15 protein-coding genes are annotated in these 17,504 nt (G+C 59.2%); 9 read left to right on the top strand and 6 right to left on the bottom strand.

Annotated features, from left to right (window positions below; translation table 11 throughout):
* Positions 1 to 20 precede the first annotated feature (20 nt).
* The 8 genes from BUE92_RS09865 (at position 21) to BUE92_RS09830 (ending at position 9,982) form a co-directional block, all read left to right on the top strand.
* The gene (locus tag BUE92_RS09865; RefSeq protein WP_073523417.1) at positions 21 to 827 is read left to right on the top strand and encodes a TatD family hydrolase; all 807 of its coding nucleotides are present in this window, start codon (positions 21 to 23) and stop codon (positions 825 to 827) included.
* A 96-nt stretch (positions 828 to 923) separates the two neighbouring features.
* Positions 924 to 2,393, top strand: coding sequence for a methyl-accepting chemotaxis protein (locus tag BUE92_RS09860; protein ID WP_073523413.1), 1,470 nt, complete (start codon positions 924 to 926; stop codon positions 2,391 to 2,393).
* A 198-nt stretch (positions 2,394 to 2,591) separates the two neighbouring features.
* A complete protein-coding gene (locus BUE92_RS09855) occupies positions 2,592 to 7,418 on the top strand; it encodes an RHS repeat-associated core domain-containing protein (RefSeq protein WP_073523412.1) in 4,827 nt (1,608 codons plus the stop codon).
* A 3-nt stretch (positions 7,419 to 7,421) separates the two neighbouring features.
* Positions 7,422 to 7,787, top strand: coding sequence for a hypothetical protein (locus BUE92_RS09850; RefSeq protein ID WP_073523409.1), 366 nt, complete (start codon positions 7,422 to 7,424; stop codon positions 7,785 to 7,787).
* A gap of 282 nt (positions 7,788 to 8,069) precedes the next feature.
* Positions 8,070 to 8,480 (top strand): DUF6896 domain-containing protein, encoded by a 411-nt coding sequence (locus BUE92_RS09845; RefSeq protein WP_073523408.1) that lies wholly within the window; start codon positions 8,070 to 8,072, stop codon positions 8,478 to 8,480.
* A gap of 339 nt (positions 8,481 to 8,819) precedes the next feature.
* On the top strand, positions 8,820 to 9,113 hold the full coding sequence (locus tag BUE92_RS29270) for a polymorphic toxin type 47 domain-containing protein (RefSeq protein ID WP_178380699.1): 294 nt from the start codon (positions 8,820 to 8,822) through the stop codon (positions 9,111 to 9,113).
* The gene (locus tag BUE92_RS09835) at positions 9,113 to 9,502 is read left to right on the top strand and encodes a hypothetical protein (RefSeq protein ID WP_073523406.1); all 390 of its coding nucleotides are present in this window, start codon (positions 9,113 to 9,115) and stop codon (positions 9,500 to 9,502) included. Before BUE92_RS29270 ends, BUE92_RS09835 begins: the two co-directional genes overlap by 1 nt.
* A gap of 117 nt (positions 9,503 to 9,619) precedes the next feature.
* Complete coding sequence (locus BUE92_RS09830) at positions 9,620 to 9,982, top strand: Mpo1-like protein (protein ID WP_073523405.1); 363 nt, start codon at positions 9,620 to 9,622, stop codon at positions 9,980 to 9,982.
* 9 nt (positions 9,983 to 9,991) lie between these two features.
* Here the strand turns inward: BUE92_RS09830 and BUE92_RS09825 are convergent, their stop codons facing one another.
* The 3 genes from BUE92_RS09825 to BUE92_RS09815 all read right to left on the bottom strand — a co-directional run bounded on the left by BUE92_RS09825 (position 9,992) and on the right by BUE92_RS09815 (position 11,963).
* A complete protein-coding gene (locus BUE92_RS09825) occupies positions 9,992 to 10,789 on the bottom strand; it encodes an acyl-CoA thioesterase (RefSeq protein ID WP_073523403.1) in 798 nt (265 codons plus the stop codon).
* Positions 10,790 to 10,878: 89 nt separating this feature from the next.
* Positions 10,879 to 11,640 carry a CHAD domain-containing protein gene (locus BUE92_RS09820; protein ID WP_073523402.1) on the bottom strand — a complete coding sequence of 254 codons (762 nt, stop codon included), beginning with the start codon at positions 11,638 to 11,640 and terminating at the stop codon, positions 10,879 to 10,881.
* Positions 11,641 to 11,684: 44 nt separating this feature from the next.
* Positions 11,685 to 11,963 (bottom strand): hypothetical protein, encoded by a 279-nt coding sequence (locus BUE92_RS09815; protein WP_005786355.1) that lies wholly within the window; start codon positions 11,961 to 11,963, stop codon positions 11,685 to 11,687.
* A 216-nt stretch (positions 11,964 to 12,179) separates the two neighbouring features.
* Here BUE92_RS09815 and BUE92_RS09810 point away from each other — a divergent pair, with 216 nt between their 5' ends.
* Positions 12,180 to 13,217, top strand: a complete 1,038-nt coding sequence (locus BUE92_RS09810; RefSeq protein ID WP_003189836.1) for a patatin-like phospholipase family protein — start codon at positions 12,180 to 12,182, stop codon at positions 13,215 to 13,217.
* 127 nt (positions 13,218 to 13,344) lie between these two features.
* On the opposite strand, the gene BUE92_RS09805 is transcribed toward BUE92_RS09810, so the two are convergent.
* From BUE92_RS09805 to kdpC, 3 genes are all read right to left on the bottom strand, one after another.
* Positions 13,345 to 14,034, bottom strand: coding sequence for a response regulator (locus BUE92_RS09805; protein ID WP_073523401.1), 690 nt, complete (start codon positions 14,032 to 14,034; stop codon positions 13,345 to 13,347).
* 131 nt (positions 14,035 to 14,165) lie between these two features.
* Positions 14,166 to 16,817 (bottom strand): sensor histidine kinase, encoded by a 2,652-nt coding sequence (locus BUE92_RS09800; protein WP_073523400.1) that lies wholly within the window; start codon positions 16,815 to 16,817, stop codon positions 14,166 to 14,168.
* A gap of 131 nt (positions 16,818 to 16,948) precedes the next feature.
* Complete coding sequence (kdpC, locus tag BUE92_RS09795) at positions 16,949 to 17,494, bottom strand: potassium-transporting ATPase subunit KdpC (protein ID WP_073523399.1); 546 nt, start codon at positions 17,492 to 17,494, stop codon at positions 16,949 to 16,951.
* Positions 17,495 to 17,504 lie beyond the last annotated feature (10 nt).

The raw sequence follows: 17,504 nt of genomic DNA, 5'->3' as shown, positions 1-17,504 counted from the left end.
CCGCAGGCGGAGATAGCACCATGCAACTCATTGATATTGGCGTCAACCTGACCAACCCCAGTTTCGACGAGAGGCACACGGCCGTTCTCGAACGCGCTTACGCCGCTGGCGTGCACCAATTGGTACTCACCGGCACCAGCGTCGAGGGCAGCGAACAGGCCCTGAAACTGTGTGTAAAACTCGACGAAAGCGGCCAGCGCCTGTTCAGCACCGCCGGCATTCACCCTCACTCTGCCAGCGACTGGAACAGCGACAGCGCCCAACGCCTGCGCAGCTTGCTGGGCGACAGCCGAGTGCGCGCCGTGGGTGAATGCGGGCTGGATTTCAACCGGGACTTCTCCCCTCGCCCCCAGCAGGAAAAAGTCCTCGAAGAACACCTCGCCCTGGCCGTCGAGTTGCAACTGCCGGTGTTTCTACATGAGCGCGATGCCAACCAGCGTCTGCTGGAAATCCTCAAGGACTACCGCGACCACCTGCCAGCCGCCGTGGTGCACTGCTTCACCGGTGAACAGGCAGCGCTGTTCAGCTACCTGGACCTGGATTTGCACATTGGCATCACGGGTTGGATCTGCGACGAACGCCGTGGCACCCACCTGCATCCACTGGTAAGGGAAATTCCCCGAGGCCGTCTGATGCTGGAAAGCGATGCGCCCTACCTGCTGCCACGCACCCTGCGCCCCAAGCCAAAGAATGGTCGCAATGAACCGGCGTACCTCCCCGAAGTACTGCGCGAAGTGGCCTTGCACCGTAACGAAACGATGGAAGACCTGGCGCTGCACAGCACCGCCTGCGCCCGCCGCTTTTTCGGCTTGCCTGCCATCGATTGATGCGGCGCGTTGACCCATGTCAAAAGCGCTTTTCTGAATAGCGGCACAATAATGGCACCTTGCCAATACTGTTTCCGCTATCAGAGAAAACCTTCCATGGGTGCCTGGCTTAGCAATATCTCGCTCAAATACAAATTCTGGGCCGTCAATGCGGTCGCCTTCATCACCACCCTGCTACTGGTGCTGTACGCCGTACAGCTTGAGCAACAGGCGCGCAGCCAGGCGTCTCAGGCATCGGCCCAGGCCCAGGGACACTTGCTAAGCGCCTGGCCAGCCGACAGAACCTTGCCCACAGGTGAGCACTGGCTCGCATTTTCCAAGGACCAGATCCCCCAGGATCTGCCCGCCCTGAGCACTGCCAACGGCTGGACTGAACTCAACCACATGCCGTTGTTCGGTGAAAACCCGCTGATCGGCGCCGAGGTGGTCAGCCGGGCCGACGGCCAGCAGGTCGCAGTCCTCGCCTACGCGCCGAGCCTGAGCCAGGTGTTCAGTGAACGCTTCGCCAATTACGCCGTTGCCGTGGCAGTCCTGATGCTGGCCATGCTTGGCGCCTCGCAGTTGTTGATCCGCTTCCTGCTCAGTCAGCTCAACACCCTCAAGGATGTAATGCTGCACGTTGAAAAAACGGGTGACCTGTCGGCGCGGGTGCCGTTGGCCTGCAAGGATGAAGTCGGCCAGATGGCCAGCGCCTTCAACGCCATGCAAGCCGGTTACCAGCGCGTGGTCAATACCGTGGCACGCACCGCCCGGCAACTGGACGACGGCGCCGCACGCCTGGCCAGCAGCATGAACGAGGTGCAACACGGCATGCTGGGCCAGCAAAGCGAAACCGACCAAGCCGCCACCGCCATCAACGAAATGACCGCCACCGTCTACCACATCGCCCAGCACGCGGGCGCCACCCGTGACTTGTCCCAGACCGCCGACACCCTCGCCGGCAGCGGCCAGGCAGTGGTCACCCGGGTACAGCGTTCGATCGCCGGGCTGTCCAGTGGCGTACAGCAGACCGCCGAAATGATCCAGAAACTGGCCGAAGGCAGCCAGAAAATCAACGGTGTGGTCGGTGTGATCCACAGCATCGCCGAACAGACCAACCTGCTTGCCCTCAACGCAGCCATCGAAGCCGCCCGCGCCGGGGAAATGGGTCGCGGTTTCGCGGTAGTCGCCGACGAAGTGCGCAACCTGGCCAAGCGTGTGCAAAGCTCCACCGACGAAATCACCCGCATGGTCTCGGCGCTGCAAGCCGGCACCCGCGACGCCGTGGACTTCATGCAGGAAAGCTCATTCAAGGCCGATGACTGCGTGCAGCAGGCCCAGGAAGCTGGCGTGGCCCTGGCTGAAATCACCGGAGCCGTGGCACAGATGCGCGAAAGCAACACCCAGATCGCCGTGGCCGCCGAGCAGCAAAGCCATGTTGCCGAAGAGATGAACCGCGCCGTGGTGAGCATTCGCGATGTGACCGAAAACACCGTACGTCAAACCGTGGCCTCGGCGACTACCAGCAATGAACTGGCGACGTTGGCCGGGGAGTTGAGCAAGGCGATTGGGCAGTTGAGGTTGTAAGACTGTTCCAGCTGTAATCCGACTCCTACGACCAAGCCTCGGTTTACCTGAAGTTAAGACGAAACTTCCTCGCTATTTCCGCGCATAACGCCGACTTTTTTTACCTGACAACCGCTGCAAAGTCCCTCGCCTGATCAAACAGTGCGAGGGATTGCAGATGGTGGTGTTCGTTAGAGCCCTGGTGAATGGGGCTGTCTCTTGATCTCGGTACTTGCCAACCTGGTGCTGGTGCCCATGGATCCCGAAGCGCCGAAGGTTGAGCGCGTATTCGCGGATTTGCGTACCTGCCTGAATACCTTTGATAAGTGGGCCGACACCTTTTCAAGTGGTTCGGCACTTAGCGTAGAGCAGGTGTTCAAGGTGGGAGAAGACGTCGCGCTGGTAGCGCCGGTCTCTTCGAAAAAATCCAGCCGCACGGTCGCTCAATGCAAAGCCCAGGGTGGGCTGACCCTGGTGCATCTGTTCGAAAGCACGCAGTTTGTGCCTATCGGCAACACGCCCGTGATGCTGCAAGCCGTTGCACCGGACGGCAGCCCGGTAGGTGCGCCACTGCATCGGACCATTGGCCCCAGCGGCATTCTTGAAGTCAGCGACTGTACCCGCGACCAGCAGTACCAAATCACCTTTTACCCCACTGTTTCCAAGGCTCACGTCCAGGCGCTGTATGCGTCCTATGAGACTGTGATTGCCGGGCTGGAAACGGATTTGCGCAAGGCATGGACCGAGCAGTTCAAGCCTCGATGGGCAGACTTTGCCAAAGCGCCTGCTTACAAGCGCAGTGCGATGCAGGGCATGGCCTTTGCTACCGGGCTCGGCAAGGCGCTCTACAACCTGTGGGACAACATCACCGAGCTGTACGACCTGCTCGCGAACCTCAAATCCAACAGCGAAAAGTTGCTGAAGTACCTGTCCCAGGCCGAGCTGGATGCACTGCTCAAGCTGAGCAAAGACACGCTGGCCAAGGGGTTGCTGGTACTCAGTGATGAGCCGCTGTTGTTTATCTACCTGTCGGCACTGGTGGCCTGGATACGCATGCTGCCGCCACCCGACCGGTATGAACTGCTGGGTGAAATCACCGGCGAAGTGTTGATCAACTTGCTGCTGATCTGGGCCACGCGGGGCATTGGGGTACAGCTGCGCCTGGGTGCTCAGGTGCTTAGTGGCATCAAGTCCGGGCGTGCGCGGGCATTGTTGGAATTGCTGGCCAAGCAGGTGACAGGGCCTCGGCTGGAAACCCATGTCGAGGCCGCCAAACCGGTGTTGCTGAGCAGTGCGGCGACGCCGGTCAAGGCGGTGCCGGCTGTGCCGTTGAAGGCGGGCGACACGCTGGTTTCGAACCCGGTGCCAATGGTGCGCGGCAAGGCCCAGCGCACGACGTTGGTCCGTCATGAGCCTGTCGATGATATGCCAGCTGTGGCGTCGAATCCGAAGGGCGATGCGGCGGCGCCTGCGGATAAAACAGTCACTCACGGCTGCCCGGTGTCGATGGTCACCGGCGAGGAATTGCTGACCCTCACCGATGGCGCGCTGGATGGGATCTTGCCGTTTGAGTGGACGCGGCTGTACCGCACCAGTGCGGTGGAAGTCGATTGTGGGTTGGGGTTTGGCTGGAGCCATGCGCTGGCTCATCGGCTGGTGGTGTCGGGCGATTCGGTGGTGTGGACTGACCATGAGAATCGCCGTACTCAGTTTCCCTTGCCCACGGTTGTTCGACCCGCGATCACCAATAGCCTGGCAGAAGCGGCGATCTATTTGGGAGCCTCGCCTGATGAACTGGTGCTGGCCCAGGCGTCGCGTTTCTATCACTTTCGCGATGGTGTGCTGACAACCATCAGCGATGCGTATGACAACCGGCTGCGCCTTTGCCGGGATCGTTCAGGACGGATTGAGCGGCTGGATAACGGCGCGGGGCGCTCGTTGCTGTTGCGTTATGAGTTGGATCGCATCGTGGCGGTGGACTACCAGGTGCATCGCGCCACAGGGCGTGCGCCCTACGTGTGGGAGACCGAGCAGAACGTTGTTTCCTACGCCTATGACGAAGACGGACGACTGGTTTGCGCGACCAATGCCGTGGGGGAAAGCGAGCGTTATCGCTACGACGATCAGCACGTCATTCTGGAGCGGCAACTGGCCGGTGGGGCGAGTTTCTTTTGGGAATGGGAACGCGCTGGCAAGGCGTCACGCTGTGTCCGGCATTGGGCGAGTTTTTCGCAGATGGACACGCGCTATGCCTGGGGCGATGACGGGCGTGTCACCGTGCATAACGCCGATGGTAGCCAGGAAGTCTATGTTCATGACGACCGTGCGCGGCTGGTACAGCGCATCGATCCGGACGGCGCTCAGCATTACAAATCCTACGATGACCAAGGCCGGCTGACTGTCGAGCAAGACCCGATGGGCGCGGTGACGGCCTATCAGTATGACGATGCCGGACGTTTGGTGGCGCTGTTTCCGGGGGATGATGAGCCAACGTCCTACGAGCATGACAACGGTTTTGTACGAGTTGTCAGGCGTGGGGAGGCGGTCTGGAAATATGAGCGCAGTGTTCAGGGCGATGTCATCCGCAAGACTGACCCGGATGGCAATTCGACTGACTACAGCTATGACAAACATGGGCAATTAATTGGGGTTTGGTATCCCGACAGCAGTTGCCATCGGCTGGTGTGGAACGAGCGTGGGCAACTGCTTGAGGAGCAGTTGCCCAATGGCGGCATCAAGCGTTATCGCTATGACGATCTGGGGCGGCAAGTTGCCCGTGAGGATGAACACGGCGCGCAGACAGTCTATGAATGGGACAGCGTCGGTAGGTTGATTCGCCTTGTATTACCAGATGGCGCCACACGAGAATTCAGCTACAACCCCTACGGCAAAATCATCGCCGAACGCGACGAACTCGGCCACGTCACCGGCTACGAATACGCAGACGGCCTGCACCTGATCAGCCGCCGTCTCAACGCCGACGGCACCCAGATCAAGTACCGCTACGACAACACTCGGCTGCTGCTCACCGAGATCGAAAACGAAACCGGCGAAACCTACCAACTCGCCTACCACCCCAATGGCCTGATCCGCCAGGAAACCGGCTTCGACGGCCAGCGCACTGCCTACGCCTACGACCTCAACGGCAACCTGCTGGAGAAGACCGAATACGGCGACGATAACAGTCAGCTAATCACCCGCTACGAGCGCGACCACGCCGGGCGCCTCGTACGAAAAACCCTGCCCGATAACAGCGTTGTCGACTATACCTACGACCGCCAAGGCAACCTCCTCAGCGTCGAAGACGGCCACTGGGCCTTGGCCTACGAGTACGACCGCCAAAACCGCCTCACCGCCGAACACCAAGGCTGGGGCACCCTGCGCTACGGCTACGACGCCTGCGGCCAGCTGAAAAACCTGTGCCTACCGGACAACAACCGCCTGACTTTCAACCACGACAAAGGCGGCCACCTCGCCACCGTCGAACTCAACGGTAAAGTACTCACCTCACATCTGTTCAGGAGCGGTCGAGAGCATCAGCGCCAACAAGGCCAACTGCTCAGCCACTACCACTACGACGAGCAAAACCGCCTACACGCCCACGCGGTGACCCAGCAACAAAACCACCGCTACCAACGCCAATACGACTACGACAAAACCGGCAACCTCACCCGCCTGCTCGACACCCGTAAAGGCGAACACCGCTACCACTACGACCCCCTCGCCCGCCTGACCCGCGCCGATCACTCCCAAGACGTACAGGAACGCTTCGGTCACAACCCGGCCGGCAACCTGCTGATGCAAGACCGCCCCGGCCCGGACATCGTCGCGGCGAATCGCCTGATGATCCAGGGCGACCGCCATTACGACTACGACGCCTTCGGCAACCTCATCCGCGAACGACGCGGTAAGGGCCAGCAACTTGTCACGGAATACCGCTACGACTGCCAGCATCGGCTGATTGGCGTCACCACGCCCAACGGGCAAACCGCCAGCTATCGGTACGACCCATTTGGGCGGCGCATCAGCAAGACTGTCGAGGGCCAGACCACCGAGTTTTTCTGGCAAGGCGACAAGTTGATTGCCGAGCATCACGCGGAACGTCATCGAAGCTACCTCTACGAACCGGACAGCTTCCGCCCATTGGCGCTGCTGGAAGGTTTCGGCCCAAAAGAGACCAAGCCCTACCACTACCAACTCGACCACCTCGGCACTCCGCAAGAACTGACCGACACCGAAGGCGAAATCGTCTGGTCCGCCCACTACCGCGCCTACGGCCAGGTCGCCCGGCTCGACGTAGGCAAAATCGACAATCCGCTGCGTTTTCAAGGGCAGTATTTCGATCCGGAAAGCGGGCTGCACTACAACCGCCATCGCTACTACAATCCGGATATTGGTCGCTACCTGACGCCGGATCCGGTGAAGTTGGCGGGTGGGATCAATGGGTACCGGTATGTACCTAACCCTACGGGGTGGGTAGACCCGCTAGGCTTGAATTCATGCCCAGACAGTGACGGGTGTAAACCCAGTGCTAGCGTTCAAAATCCTGCGGCAAGTGTTAACCACGGAGAACCGGCCCTACCGCAACTGACCCGTGCGGAGCGGCAGGCGAGAATTGATGAGCTTGCAGAGGCAAACGCCTACAGACGTCTGAAAGAGATCGAGCAAGCGTTCCCAAGAGCACATTTTTTGGAGAAGCACGGCGCGCAGACAACACGCGGTTCTCAACTTGAAAGAGTACAATCAGGTAAAAATCCGACCACAGGAGAAATTGAAAGATACATTGGCGGAAACAAAGATGGCGAGCCCAAAATACCTACTGCTGCTACTCGGTACCTCAGCCATCGAGACCAGCTTAACGCTATTTACCGTGCCAGACTTATACTTAGGTACACAAACCTAGAGACTTCTCGAGAACCGATGAATATGGGAAAAATAATTGGCGAAGGATACAAAAAAAATAATTTTGAATATGGGAAGCAAAGCAAAGCCATTGTGATCCTGGATATCAACGGAAATCCAATCACTGCGTACACGGAGTTTTAGGTCATGAAACTCACCCCAAAACTATCAGTCATCAAAAGCTTACTATTCACCTACAGCATTGAAAATTACGACGACCCTGAAAGAGAACGCTTCATAGCATCAAAAAATATCAATGATGAAAAGGAACTTACGGAGCTTTTTGACAAATTAACTAAACCAGAATTTCTATCCTACAGACCCGAAGAGCGTCAATGGCATATTGACACACTTCACCATTACCTAAATATGGATGAGAATTTCGAATCTGTATTTCAGTTTTTCGACACTTATTTTGATGATGAAATAACTAATCACAAGCAATTTATGAAAGTGCTACTTCGCTGCCTAGAGCACTACAACTTGGACGCTAACGCAAGTGAATCAAAATAAATAAATCCTACAAAGCTTCCTGCTTGAGAAGAAAATATTCACATGGTGTTCGCACCGCCATTTGCCGCTCTCCGTGGAGACCGCTTGCCGTAGAAAGCTAGTCAGCTCGACCAGATCAGCGCTTGGCAGCGCTCCATAATCCTCAACATAAATGTTAGAAAATTAATACCGTCCAATCATTAATTAAATTTATTCCCTCTCACCTCATCCCTTTTCACTCACGTTGCTGAAGGGCACCGACAGCTATGCACTAGGACTGAACAGACTAGAAAGGCCAAGAAGATGAGAGCTCAAACTCTAGAAAATTTGATCACCGAATACTTGGAACAAGTAAAAAAGGCTACCGACTTACTTGAGCAAGTGTTTGGAACCAAAAATATCATTGGTCTGTGGCGATCCAAAAAAATCCCGCAGCGCGGGACGGTCGCTGCAAATGTCACCTACGAGGTGCACGGTATTGGTTGCAGTGTTTACTTATCTGAAATATGTGTCGACTTTGATTACGGTCCGGACGATAGGGTCGACGGTTTCGACTCGTGGAGGCTGTATATGTACGCACGCGAAACACCCAGCAAGTACAAAAAATATACAGACAAACAAGCCTTGGAACGTGAGTTCAATGCGTACCTAAAAAAGGGCAAAGCCAAGAAAATCGAAGGATCCACATCTAATTTGTACTTCATACAGTCTTGATGACATTCAGGTAAGTCCCCTTACCCTAAACCCCCTGAATATCGAATATGGGATGGGACTTGACCCTGATAGCTGTGAACCAGCCAATGCATGTGCAAACTGACCCAACAACATCGGGGGCAAGCCTTGGTGCCGATCAGTCAAGCGAACGCAATGCTCAACGCAACGAAGATCAAATGTGGGAGCTGGCTTGCCTGCGAAAGCGGTAGTGCAGTAACAGATGCCGTGACTGACACACCGCCTTCGCGGGCAAGCCCGCTCCCACAGGGGATCTGCGTTTAACTGACTGGCATTCCTTCCTCATTCGAACCCGCGGCGCTACGCTTTCCCACCGATGGTTTGGATGAGCCTTTTCGCAGGACGAGCATACCCAAGACCGAATACAGCGTATCGAAATGGGGCAAAGACCAATATGGCAAATCATTTCCAACAGAATGGCGAGTACAAACCGGTCCCAATAGAGGAGCGGAAGTGAATATTGACGATCCTATGCTCGTGCCAAGTAAAGAAGGCCCGAAATCACCTCATATTGGCTATCAAACACCTGGAAAGAGAGGCGACGGAGGAGCCAAAAGAGGCCATATACTGCTCCAACTGGTTCCTGTCAGCCGGTCCAGAATAGGTGTCCCCTGATGAGTTACCTGGAAGACGAAATAGACGAAGCCTGTAATGCGCTGAACCTCGACGCGGGAAAGCTTGATTCGAGCGAACTCAACTTGTTGATAAGCTCTCTGACGAGAAAATTCTTCAAAGCGCAGAGCAATGTGCTTGATCCCATCGAACTGAACGAGAAAAGCACCGAACACAACCCTGACTTTTGGAAGGAGATGCCGCATCGCATTAGCGGGAATGGCCTGGTTCTGCTGGTATTTGACTCAGCGTATAGCGCCTGGAGAATGGAAAACGCTCGAGTGCTAGCCTCTGTGTTAGGCGAAACCACCGGATATCCGTTTTGGATAACCGATAACGAGCTGACGTTCTTAGTACACATGGATGATCATGACTGTGTCATTTGGGCATGAGTGTCACTCCACCTAAATTGCAGCCTATGAGCCCCATAGCCAGCCCCAATTCGCCACCTCGCCCACCTCAACCTAAACTCTGTTCAAGTTGTTTCAACGGACAGAGGATTCACCACCATGGGCAAACGTCACCCCAATCTCCCCGCCTGGCAATGGCGTCAGTACCCACAAAACCATCAGCACCCGACCAACCTGGCGTTGCACCTGATTGCCGTGCCGCTGTTTATCGTCGGTTTCCTGCTGATCGTGTCGGGCGTGTTCAGCTTCAGCCTGGCCAGCTTCGCCGTCGGCGTGATTGGTATTGTCGCGGGCCTGGCATTGCAACGTCATGGCCATAGCCTGGAAGCCCAGGCCAGTGAGCCGTTCAGCGATCGTAAAGATGCAGTGCAGCGCCTGGTGGTCGAGCAGTTCGTGACCTTCCCGCGCTTTGTGCTCAGCGGTGGCTGGTGGCGCGCCTGGCGGCAGCGGCACCACCACTGACCGGCAGGCTCAGGCGAACACCACCACGGTCTGGCGGCTGAGTGCGATCAACTCGCCGGTCGGGCTCCACAAGGCAGCGGCCGCGTGGCCATAGCCGTCGCGGGCGTGTTCGATATTGACGTGGTACTGGCACCAGTCGAGGGTGGTCAGGTCTTGCAGCGGCTGGATGAACTCGATGGTCCAGGTCAGGGTGCTGCCCGGCGCGGGCTTTTTCAGGTGCGGCAGCAACGCCGGTGGCCAGGCGTCGACCAGGGCGAGGATATGCGCCTCGGTCAAAGGTTCTTCTTTCACATCCCCGCGCAACCGTACCCAACCGCCCATGTCGCGGGATTTATTGCCGGTAAATGGCAGGCCACCGACACTCCAGCGCATTGCCAGGTGGCGCATGAATTCGGGGGTAACCTCCTTGATATAGGGCAGTTCCTGGCACTCATCCCAATGTTTGAATACCGGTGGCGGCTCACTTGCCACGTCAATTTCGGAGGGGCGAGAGGCGCCAAAACTGGCCTGGACCAGGGTCGCCACTTCACCGTTCTGCACCACGCGCCCCAGCAACTGGCTGACCGCCTTGCCTTCGCGCAGCACTTCGACTTGATAGCTGGCAGGTACATCCGGCGCTACCGGGCCGACAAAAGTGATGGCCAGCGAGCGCAGCGGTCGATCCGCCGGCACCTGGGCGCGCAGCGCCTCGTACTGCAAGGCAGCGACCAGGCCGCCAAAGGTGGCCCGGCCCTGGGCCCATTCGGCAGGGATGGTGACATCCAGCGGATTGCTACGGGCAGCGTCGAGCAAATCACTAAAGCGCATGGCGACCTCACTTCAAGAAAGTCGTGGAGGAATCTTAACCATCGAATTGCACAGGCACAGCGCCTATTCCGGCCAAAAACCGGACCGGTTTAAAAACATTCGGCGCTGAGTGTATCCAGCACGCGGTCGGCCTTGCCTTGCGCCTTGAGCATGGTGCGCTGCCACACCGCTACGCAGGGTTGCAGGTCTGGCTCGTGCCCGGCCTGGGCCAGCCACTGCCAACAGTCATGCCAGTCACCCAGTGCGCCCTGGGCTTTCTTTAATTGCGGCAAGGCGTTGGCGGGTAACTTGTCCAGTTCGGGGTACGCCTCGGCGGCGTAGCGCACACGCTTGATCAACAACCGTAGCCGGTGGCGATCATGATCGGGATCTTTCAGGGCGTCATCGAGTGCCTGCCATTGCTTGGCCAGGCGTTTCTGGATAAGCGAGCGCAAGCCCTTGAGCAGTTTCTGGTGCTGGGATGCGCGGATAAAGCGCGGGAATGCATCCAGGATCAACAGCAAGTGCGCCAGCTCCGGGCTTTGCGCCACTTGGCGGTAAGCCTGAGGCTGCAAACGCAGGCGCCGATCAGCCGCGTCGTGATAGCCGTGCTGATGCAAATACGCCGCCAACACCTCTCGGTCGCGTAGCGGCGTAGTCAGTTGGCCAACCGTGCTGGCGGCCAATTCAAGCTGTTCGACACCGGGCAGCCCGCGCAAAGGGCGCAACAGGCTGCGCAGGCGGCGTACCGTGGTGCGCAAATCATGCAAGGCTTCATCGTCAGTGACGGCGGCGAGGCGAGCCTGGCAGCTCAGTAACCCTACTTCCAGGCCAATGACCTGAGCGACTAACTGATTGACCAACGCTGACATCCTGCCCTCACTTTCCGATGAAAAATCCTACTCGCCGCTGCAGGTCATCGCCCAGCGCGAGACTCACGAATATAGAACCGCGCCTTCTGGGCTTTGTTGGAGCAGCCTTCGAACGCTTCGAATTGCTGCTGAGTCTTGGCGCCGGTCAACAGCGACAACGCCTTGGAATAGCTGACAGTGCCGGCAAAACCCTCGGCCTTGGCCAGGTCCAGTTCTTTCCAGGCGGCATCCAATTGCGAGCCGCAGCTGTCGCGATACGCGGTTTTCCCGGCACAGCCAGCCAAGGCCAACACGATCACAGGCACACACATCCAGGCTTTCATTGATGACACCTCAAATATACAAATTCAGTCGTAGCCTGTAGACGTTGCCTACAGGGAAAAGTGCCTTGTCCTTAGCCTGAAATCGGTAGTACCTATTGCCAGAGCATACCCGAGCCTGATCATCAGCCTGGAAAAATCTTGCGCGCTGTCAGCAAGGATTGAAGCAGGCCCCTTGATGGGTGCATTGTGGGCCCCTGTTTTGCGAAGGATCCGGCCATGAAAAAACGTGTTGCCTTAGTGCTGGGCTCCGGTGGGGCCAGGGGCTACGCCCATATCGGGGTGATCGAAGAAATCGAACGACGCGGCTATGACATCGCCTGTATCGCCGGCTGTTCCATGGGCGCCGTGGTGGGTGGGATCTACGCCGCCGGCAAGCTCGACGAGTACCGCAATTGGATCGAAAGCCTGGACTACCTCGACGTATTGCGCCTGGTGGATGTGAGCTTTCGCCTGGGGGCAATTCGTGGTGAGAAGGTGTTCGGGCAGATCCGCAAGATTGTCGGCGATATCAATATCGAAGAGTTGCGCATCCCCTACACCGCCGTCGCCACCGACCTTACCAACCAACAGGAGATCTGGTTCCAGGAAGGCTGCCTGCACCAAGCCATGCGCGCCTCGGCGGCAATCCCCAGCCTGTTCACGCCGGTGATGCAGGGCAACCGCATGCTGGTGGACGGCGGCCTGCTCAACCCGCTGCCCATCGTGCCGGTGGTGTCGAGCCATTGCGACTTGATCATTGCGGTCAACCTCAATGCCACCAACCAGAAGCACTACCAATTACCGGTAATCCAGCGCCCGCCCGCATTCAAGAGCCGCTTCAACAGCCTGGCCAAGTCATTGGGCTCGCACCTGCCGTTTCGTCGCAAGCAGGCCGAGCAGTTGATGAAGCTGGAACAAGAAGCCTTGCAGGCCCAGGCCGCCGAAATCAACCCATGGCTGGAGTCTGCCGAACCCGAAGCCCAACAACCTGCCGCCGCGCCGGAGAAAGCCGGCGCACCGAAGTCGGCAACCGGCTCGTTCATCATCGATAACGTCGGGCCTGCGTCGCTGCTGGACCTGATCAACCAGAGTTTCGAGGTGATGCAAACCTCATTGGCGCAATACAAGATCGCTGGGTATCCGCCCGATGTGCTGATCAACGTGCCGAAGCGGGTGTGCCGGTTTTTCGAGTTTTATAAAGCGCCGGAGTTGATTGCTTTGGGGCGGGAGATTGCCAGTGATACGTTGGATCGGTATGAGAGTGAGCAGAGTTGAGTGAGCGTGTGGGTGTTGCTGATGGCCCTTTCGCGAGCAAGCCCGCTCCCACATTTTGATCTGTGAATACATTCAAAGTGTGGGAGCGGGCTTGCTCGCGAAAGGGCCGGCCCAGACAGCGATAAACTCAAGCACTTAGCAACCGATACCCCACCCCCGCCTCAGTCACGATAAACCGCGGCTGGGTCGGGTCATCCGCCAGCTTCTGGCGCAGGTGCCCCACCACGATCCGCAGGTAGTGGCTGTCCTCGGTATGGGTTGGCCCCCAGATGTCCTTGAGCAGTTGCTGCTGGGTAATCACCCGCCCCGGATGCCGCGCCAATTGCGCCAGCACTGCGTATTCCTTGCGGGTCAGCGCCACTTCGGCACCGTCCAGCAAAACGCGGCGATAGGCCAGGTCGACCGTCAGCGGGCCAAAACTCAAGGCGGCTTCCTGGGCATCTCCGGCCGGTGCCTGGCGCAACAGCGCACGCACACGGGCAAGAAACTCCTGGATGCCGAACGGTTTGGTCACGTAGTCATTGGCGCCACCGTCGAGGGCCTCGACCTTCTGACCTTCGCTGGCCCGCACCGACAGCACCAACACCGGCACCGTGGACCATTCGCGAAACTCGCGCAGCACCTGTTGGCCGTCCATGTCGGGCAGGCCCAGGTCGAGCACCAGCAGATCCGGTTTGCTCAAGGCCGCCTGCGCCAGGCCCTCGTTGCCGGTGCCGGCTTCGATCACCTTATAGCCCTGGGAGGCCAGGCTGATGCGCAGGAATTTGCGGATCTGCGGTTCGTCATCAATGACAAGAATCGTCGCGGTCTGGCTCATGGTGTCTCATCAAAACCCATTAAAAAATCACCCCCCTGTAGGAGCGAGCTTGCTCGCGAAAAACCTCTAGGCACCGGGTGCATTCAGGACGCCATCTTTATCGTTAACGACCTTCGCGAGCAAGCTCGCTCCTACAGGTTGTGTTCCAGGGCGGGTTGTGTGGGCAGTGGTAAAAACAAAGTGATGCAGGTGCCCCGCCCGTCAATGCCATCGGCCACGCTGATATGCCCGCCGTGCGCGCCGACCATACCCTGGCAGATCGCCAAGCCGAGGCCGGTGCCCTGCCCGCCGCGATCACCGCGGGCTGCGGTGTAGAACATGTCGAAGATCTTCGCACGCTCTTCCTCGGGAATCCCCGGCCCTTCATCCGCTACGGCAAAAAACAACTGCTCATCCTGCACACCAGCGCGCAACTGCAAGCGACCCTGGGGTGGCGAAAACCGTGCGGCGTTTTCCAGCACATTGACCAAGGCCTGCTCGATCAATGCCGCATGCACATACAACAAAGGCAGTTCCGGCGGTACATCGGTGCTCACCTGCAACGGCGCCAGCACGGCGCGCAATCGCCCAAGGGCACTGCCGACAATATCGCCGGGCGACACCCAATCGCGTGCCAGTTTCAGCGCACCATGACCCAGGCGTGTCATGTCCAGCAGGTTCTGAATATAGCGGTCGAGGCGCTCGGCTTCATCACGGGTACCTTCCAGCAACTCGCGACGATCCTCCAGGGGGATGGCTTCACCCAGGGCCAGCAGGCTGTCGATGCTGCCGCGCATGGACGTCAACGGCGTGCGCAAGTCGTGGGACACCGAAGCGAGCAAAGCGCTGCGCAACTGTTCGGTTTCGCCGTGCAGGCGCGCCGATTCCAACTCCTGCCCCAATTGTGCCCGCGCCAGCGCCTGGGCCAGCGGTTGGCTCAACGCGGTGAGCAAGCGTCGACGTTGCCCGCTCAATTCCAGGCCAGGCTTGGCACTGACACCCAGCAACCCCAAAGGCCCCTCTTCCCCCGACAGCGGCCACCACCACCAACGTCCAAACGGTAAGGTGCCGGTACCCATGCCGGCCGGCTGATCATGCTGCCAGGCCCAATCGGCGGCGGCGCGTTCGGCTTCGGTGAGGGTCAACGGGCCACCGGTCTCGACCGTCCAGCCGCCCTGACCGTCGCGATTGACCAGGCACAGGTCGAGCTCGTTCCAACCTTGCAGATGGTGGGCGGCTGCGCTGATAACGGCTTGGCGGTCGGTGGCAGCGGTGAGCTTGCGCGACAGGTCGAGCAGCTCGCTGGTTTCTTCCTGGGTATCGCGCAACGCCTGCAACTGGCGGCGCTGGCGTGCGGCGAGGTTGCCGGTCAACGCCGCCATCAACAGAAAGAACAACAGGGTCAGCACGTCTTCTTCGCGCTGGATGGCGAAGGAAAAATTCGGTGGAATAAACAGAAAATCGTAAGTCAGAAACGACAGTGCCGCACACACCAGGGAAGGCCCCAGGCTGCTGCGCACCGCCACCAACAGCACGGCGGCGAGAAACACCAGCGAGATATTCGGCAGCGGCAACGCACTGGACACGGCCCAGGCCACTGCGGTAGCAACGAGGGTTGCCACCACCGCCAAGGCGTAATCGAACCACACCAACCCGCGTACCTCCGGCAGGCGTGGCGGTGCAGGCATGTCATCGCTGTCGAGGACGTTGATTTCCAAGCCGCGAGCATTGCGCAACAGGCGTGCCGCCAGGCCGCCACCGAACAGGCGCCGCCGCCAGCGCATCCGTGACTGCCCCACCAGCACTAAACTGGCACGGCGCTCGGCGGCGTGCTGGATCAGGGTCTTGGCCACTTCCCCAGCGCGCAGCAATACCACCTCCCCGCCCAGCCGCTCCGCCAGTTGCTGGGCGTTCTGCAGGCGCAGGCGCGATTGCTCATCCCGCGCACGGCCGTTGTCGATGTGCACCAGGCTCCAGGGCAAATGCCGACGCTGGGCCACACGACTGGCATGGCGCACCAGGCGTTCGGCTTGCGCATCCCCATCCACGCCGACCAGCAGGCGCCCGCGCACCGCCGGCGCGGCCTGGCCGAGTTGGCGATAGCCCTGGGCCAGGTCATCGTCGACGTGGGCGGCGGCGGTTTGCATGGCCAGCTCGCGCAGGGCCATGAGGTTGGTCTGGGTGAAAAACGCATCGATGGCCGCACGCGCCTGTTCGGGCACATACACCTTGCCGTCACGCAGGCGCTCGAGCAGCTCGCGAGACGGCAGGTCGATCAGCAGCAGTTCGTCGGCCTCTTGCAGCACCCAATCCGGCAGGGTTTCGCGCACTTGCACGCCGGTGATACCGCGCACTTGGTCGTTGAGGCTTTCCAGGTGCTGGACGTTGACCGTGGTGAACACGTTGATACCCGCGGCGAGCAGTTCCTGAATGTCTTGCCAGCGTTTTTCATGACGGCTGCCGGGGGCGTTGCTGTGGGCCAGTTCGTCCACCAGCACCAGCTTTGGCTTGGCGGCGAGCAGGCCGTCTAGGTCCATTTCTTCGAGCATCACGCCACGGTATTCGCTGCGCAACAGCGGTTGTTGCGGCAGGCCGCTGAGCAAAGCTTCGGTCTCGGCGCGGCCGTGGGTTTCAACCACCCCAGCGATCAGGCGCACGCCCTGGCGCAGTTGGGTGTGGGCCGCCTGAAGCATGGCGTAGGTCTTGCCCACACCGGGCGCGGCGCCGAGGAAGACTTTGAGCCGGCCACGGCCGTCCCGGGGCAGATCGGCTAACAGGGCATCGGCGCGGCCGGCGTCGCTCATGCTGTGGTCCTTCGATAATTCAATGATGTAGGAGCGAGCTTGCTCGCGAAAAACTCAAGAGCGCCGCGTTTAGGCTGGACGCCCGCGTTATCGTTAACGACCTTCGCGAGCAAGCTCGCTCCTACAGTGGGTCAGAGTTGTTCCAGGACCATGTTCAGGGCCAGGACGTTTACTACGGGCGGGCCTACCAACGGGCTTTCGATGTGCTCATCCAGCAACCGCTGCAAGGTCGACACTGGCACATTTCGCGCCGCCGCTACTCGCGCCAGTTGATAGGCAATCGCCTGCGGTGGCAAGTGTGGATCAAGGCCGCTGCCGGAGGTTGTCAGCGAGGCCAGTGGCACCGGGCCCTGGCCAGGCACTGACTGCTTGCTGGCATCCTCGAATATGCGTGTCGCCAAGGCCGGATTGCTGGGGCCCAGGTTACTGGCACTGCTGGACACTGTGGCAAAAGCACCGGCTGACGGGCGTGGGTGGAACCAGCTGTCGCCGGTAAAGTCCTGGGCGATCAGGCTGGAGCCGCGCACCTTGCCGCTGGCGTCGCGCACCAGGCTGCCATTGGCCTGATCGGGGAAGGCCACTTGGGCCACGCCGGTGACTACCAGCGGGTAGGCCACGCCGGTGATCAGGGTCATGAGTACCAGCAAGCTCAGGGCTGGGCGGATGATGTTTGTCATAGTCAAATCC

The sequence above is a fragment of the Pseudomonas fluorescens genome, from assembly GCF_001902145.1.
Taxonomy (GTDB): Bacteria; Pseudomonadota; Gammaproteobacteria; order Pseudomonadales; family Pseudomonadaceae; genus Aquipseudomonas; species Aquipseudomonas fluorescens_BV.
This window is presented reverse-complemented; position numbering and strand designations above follow the sequence as displayed.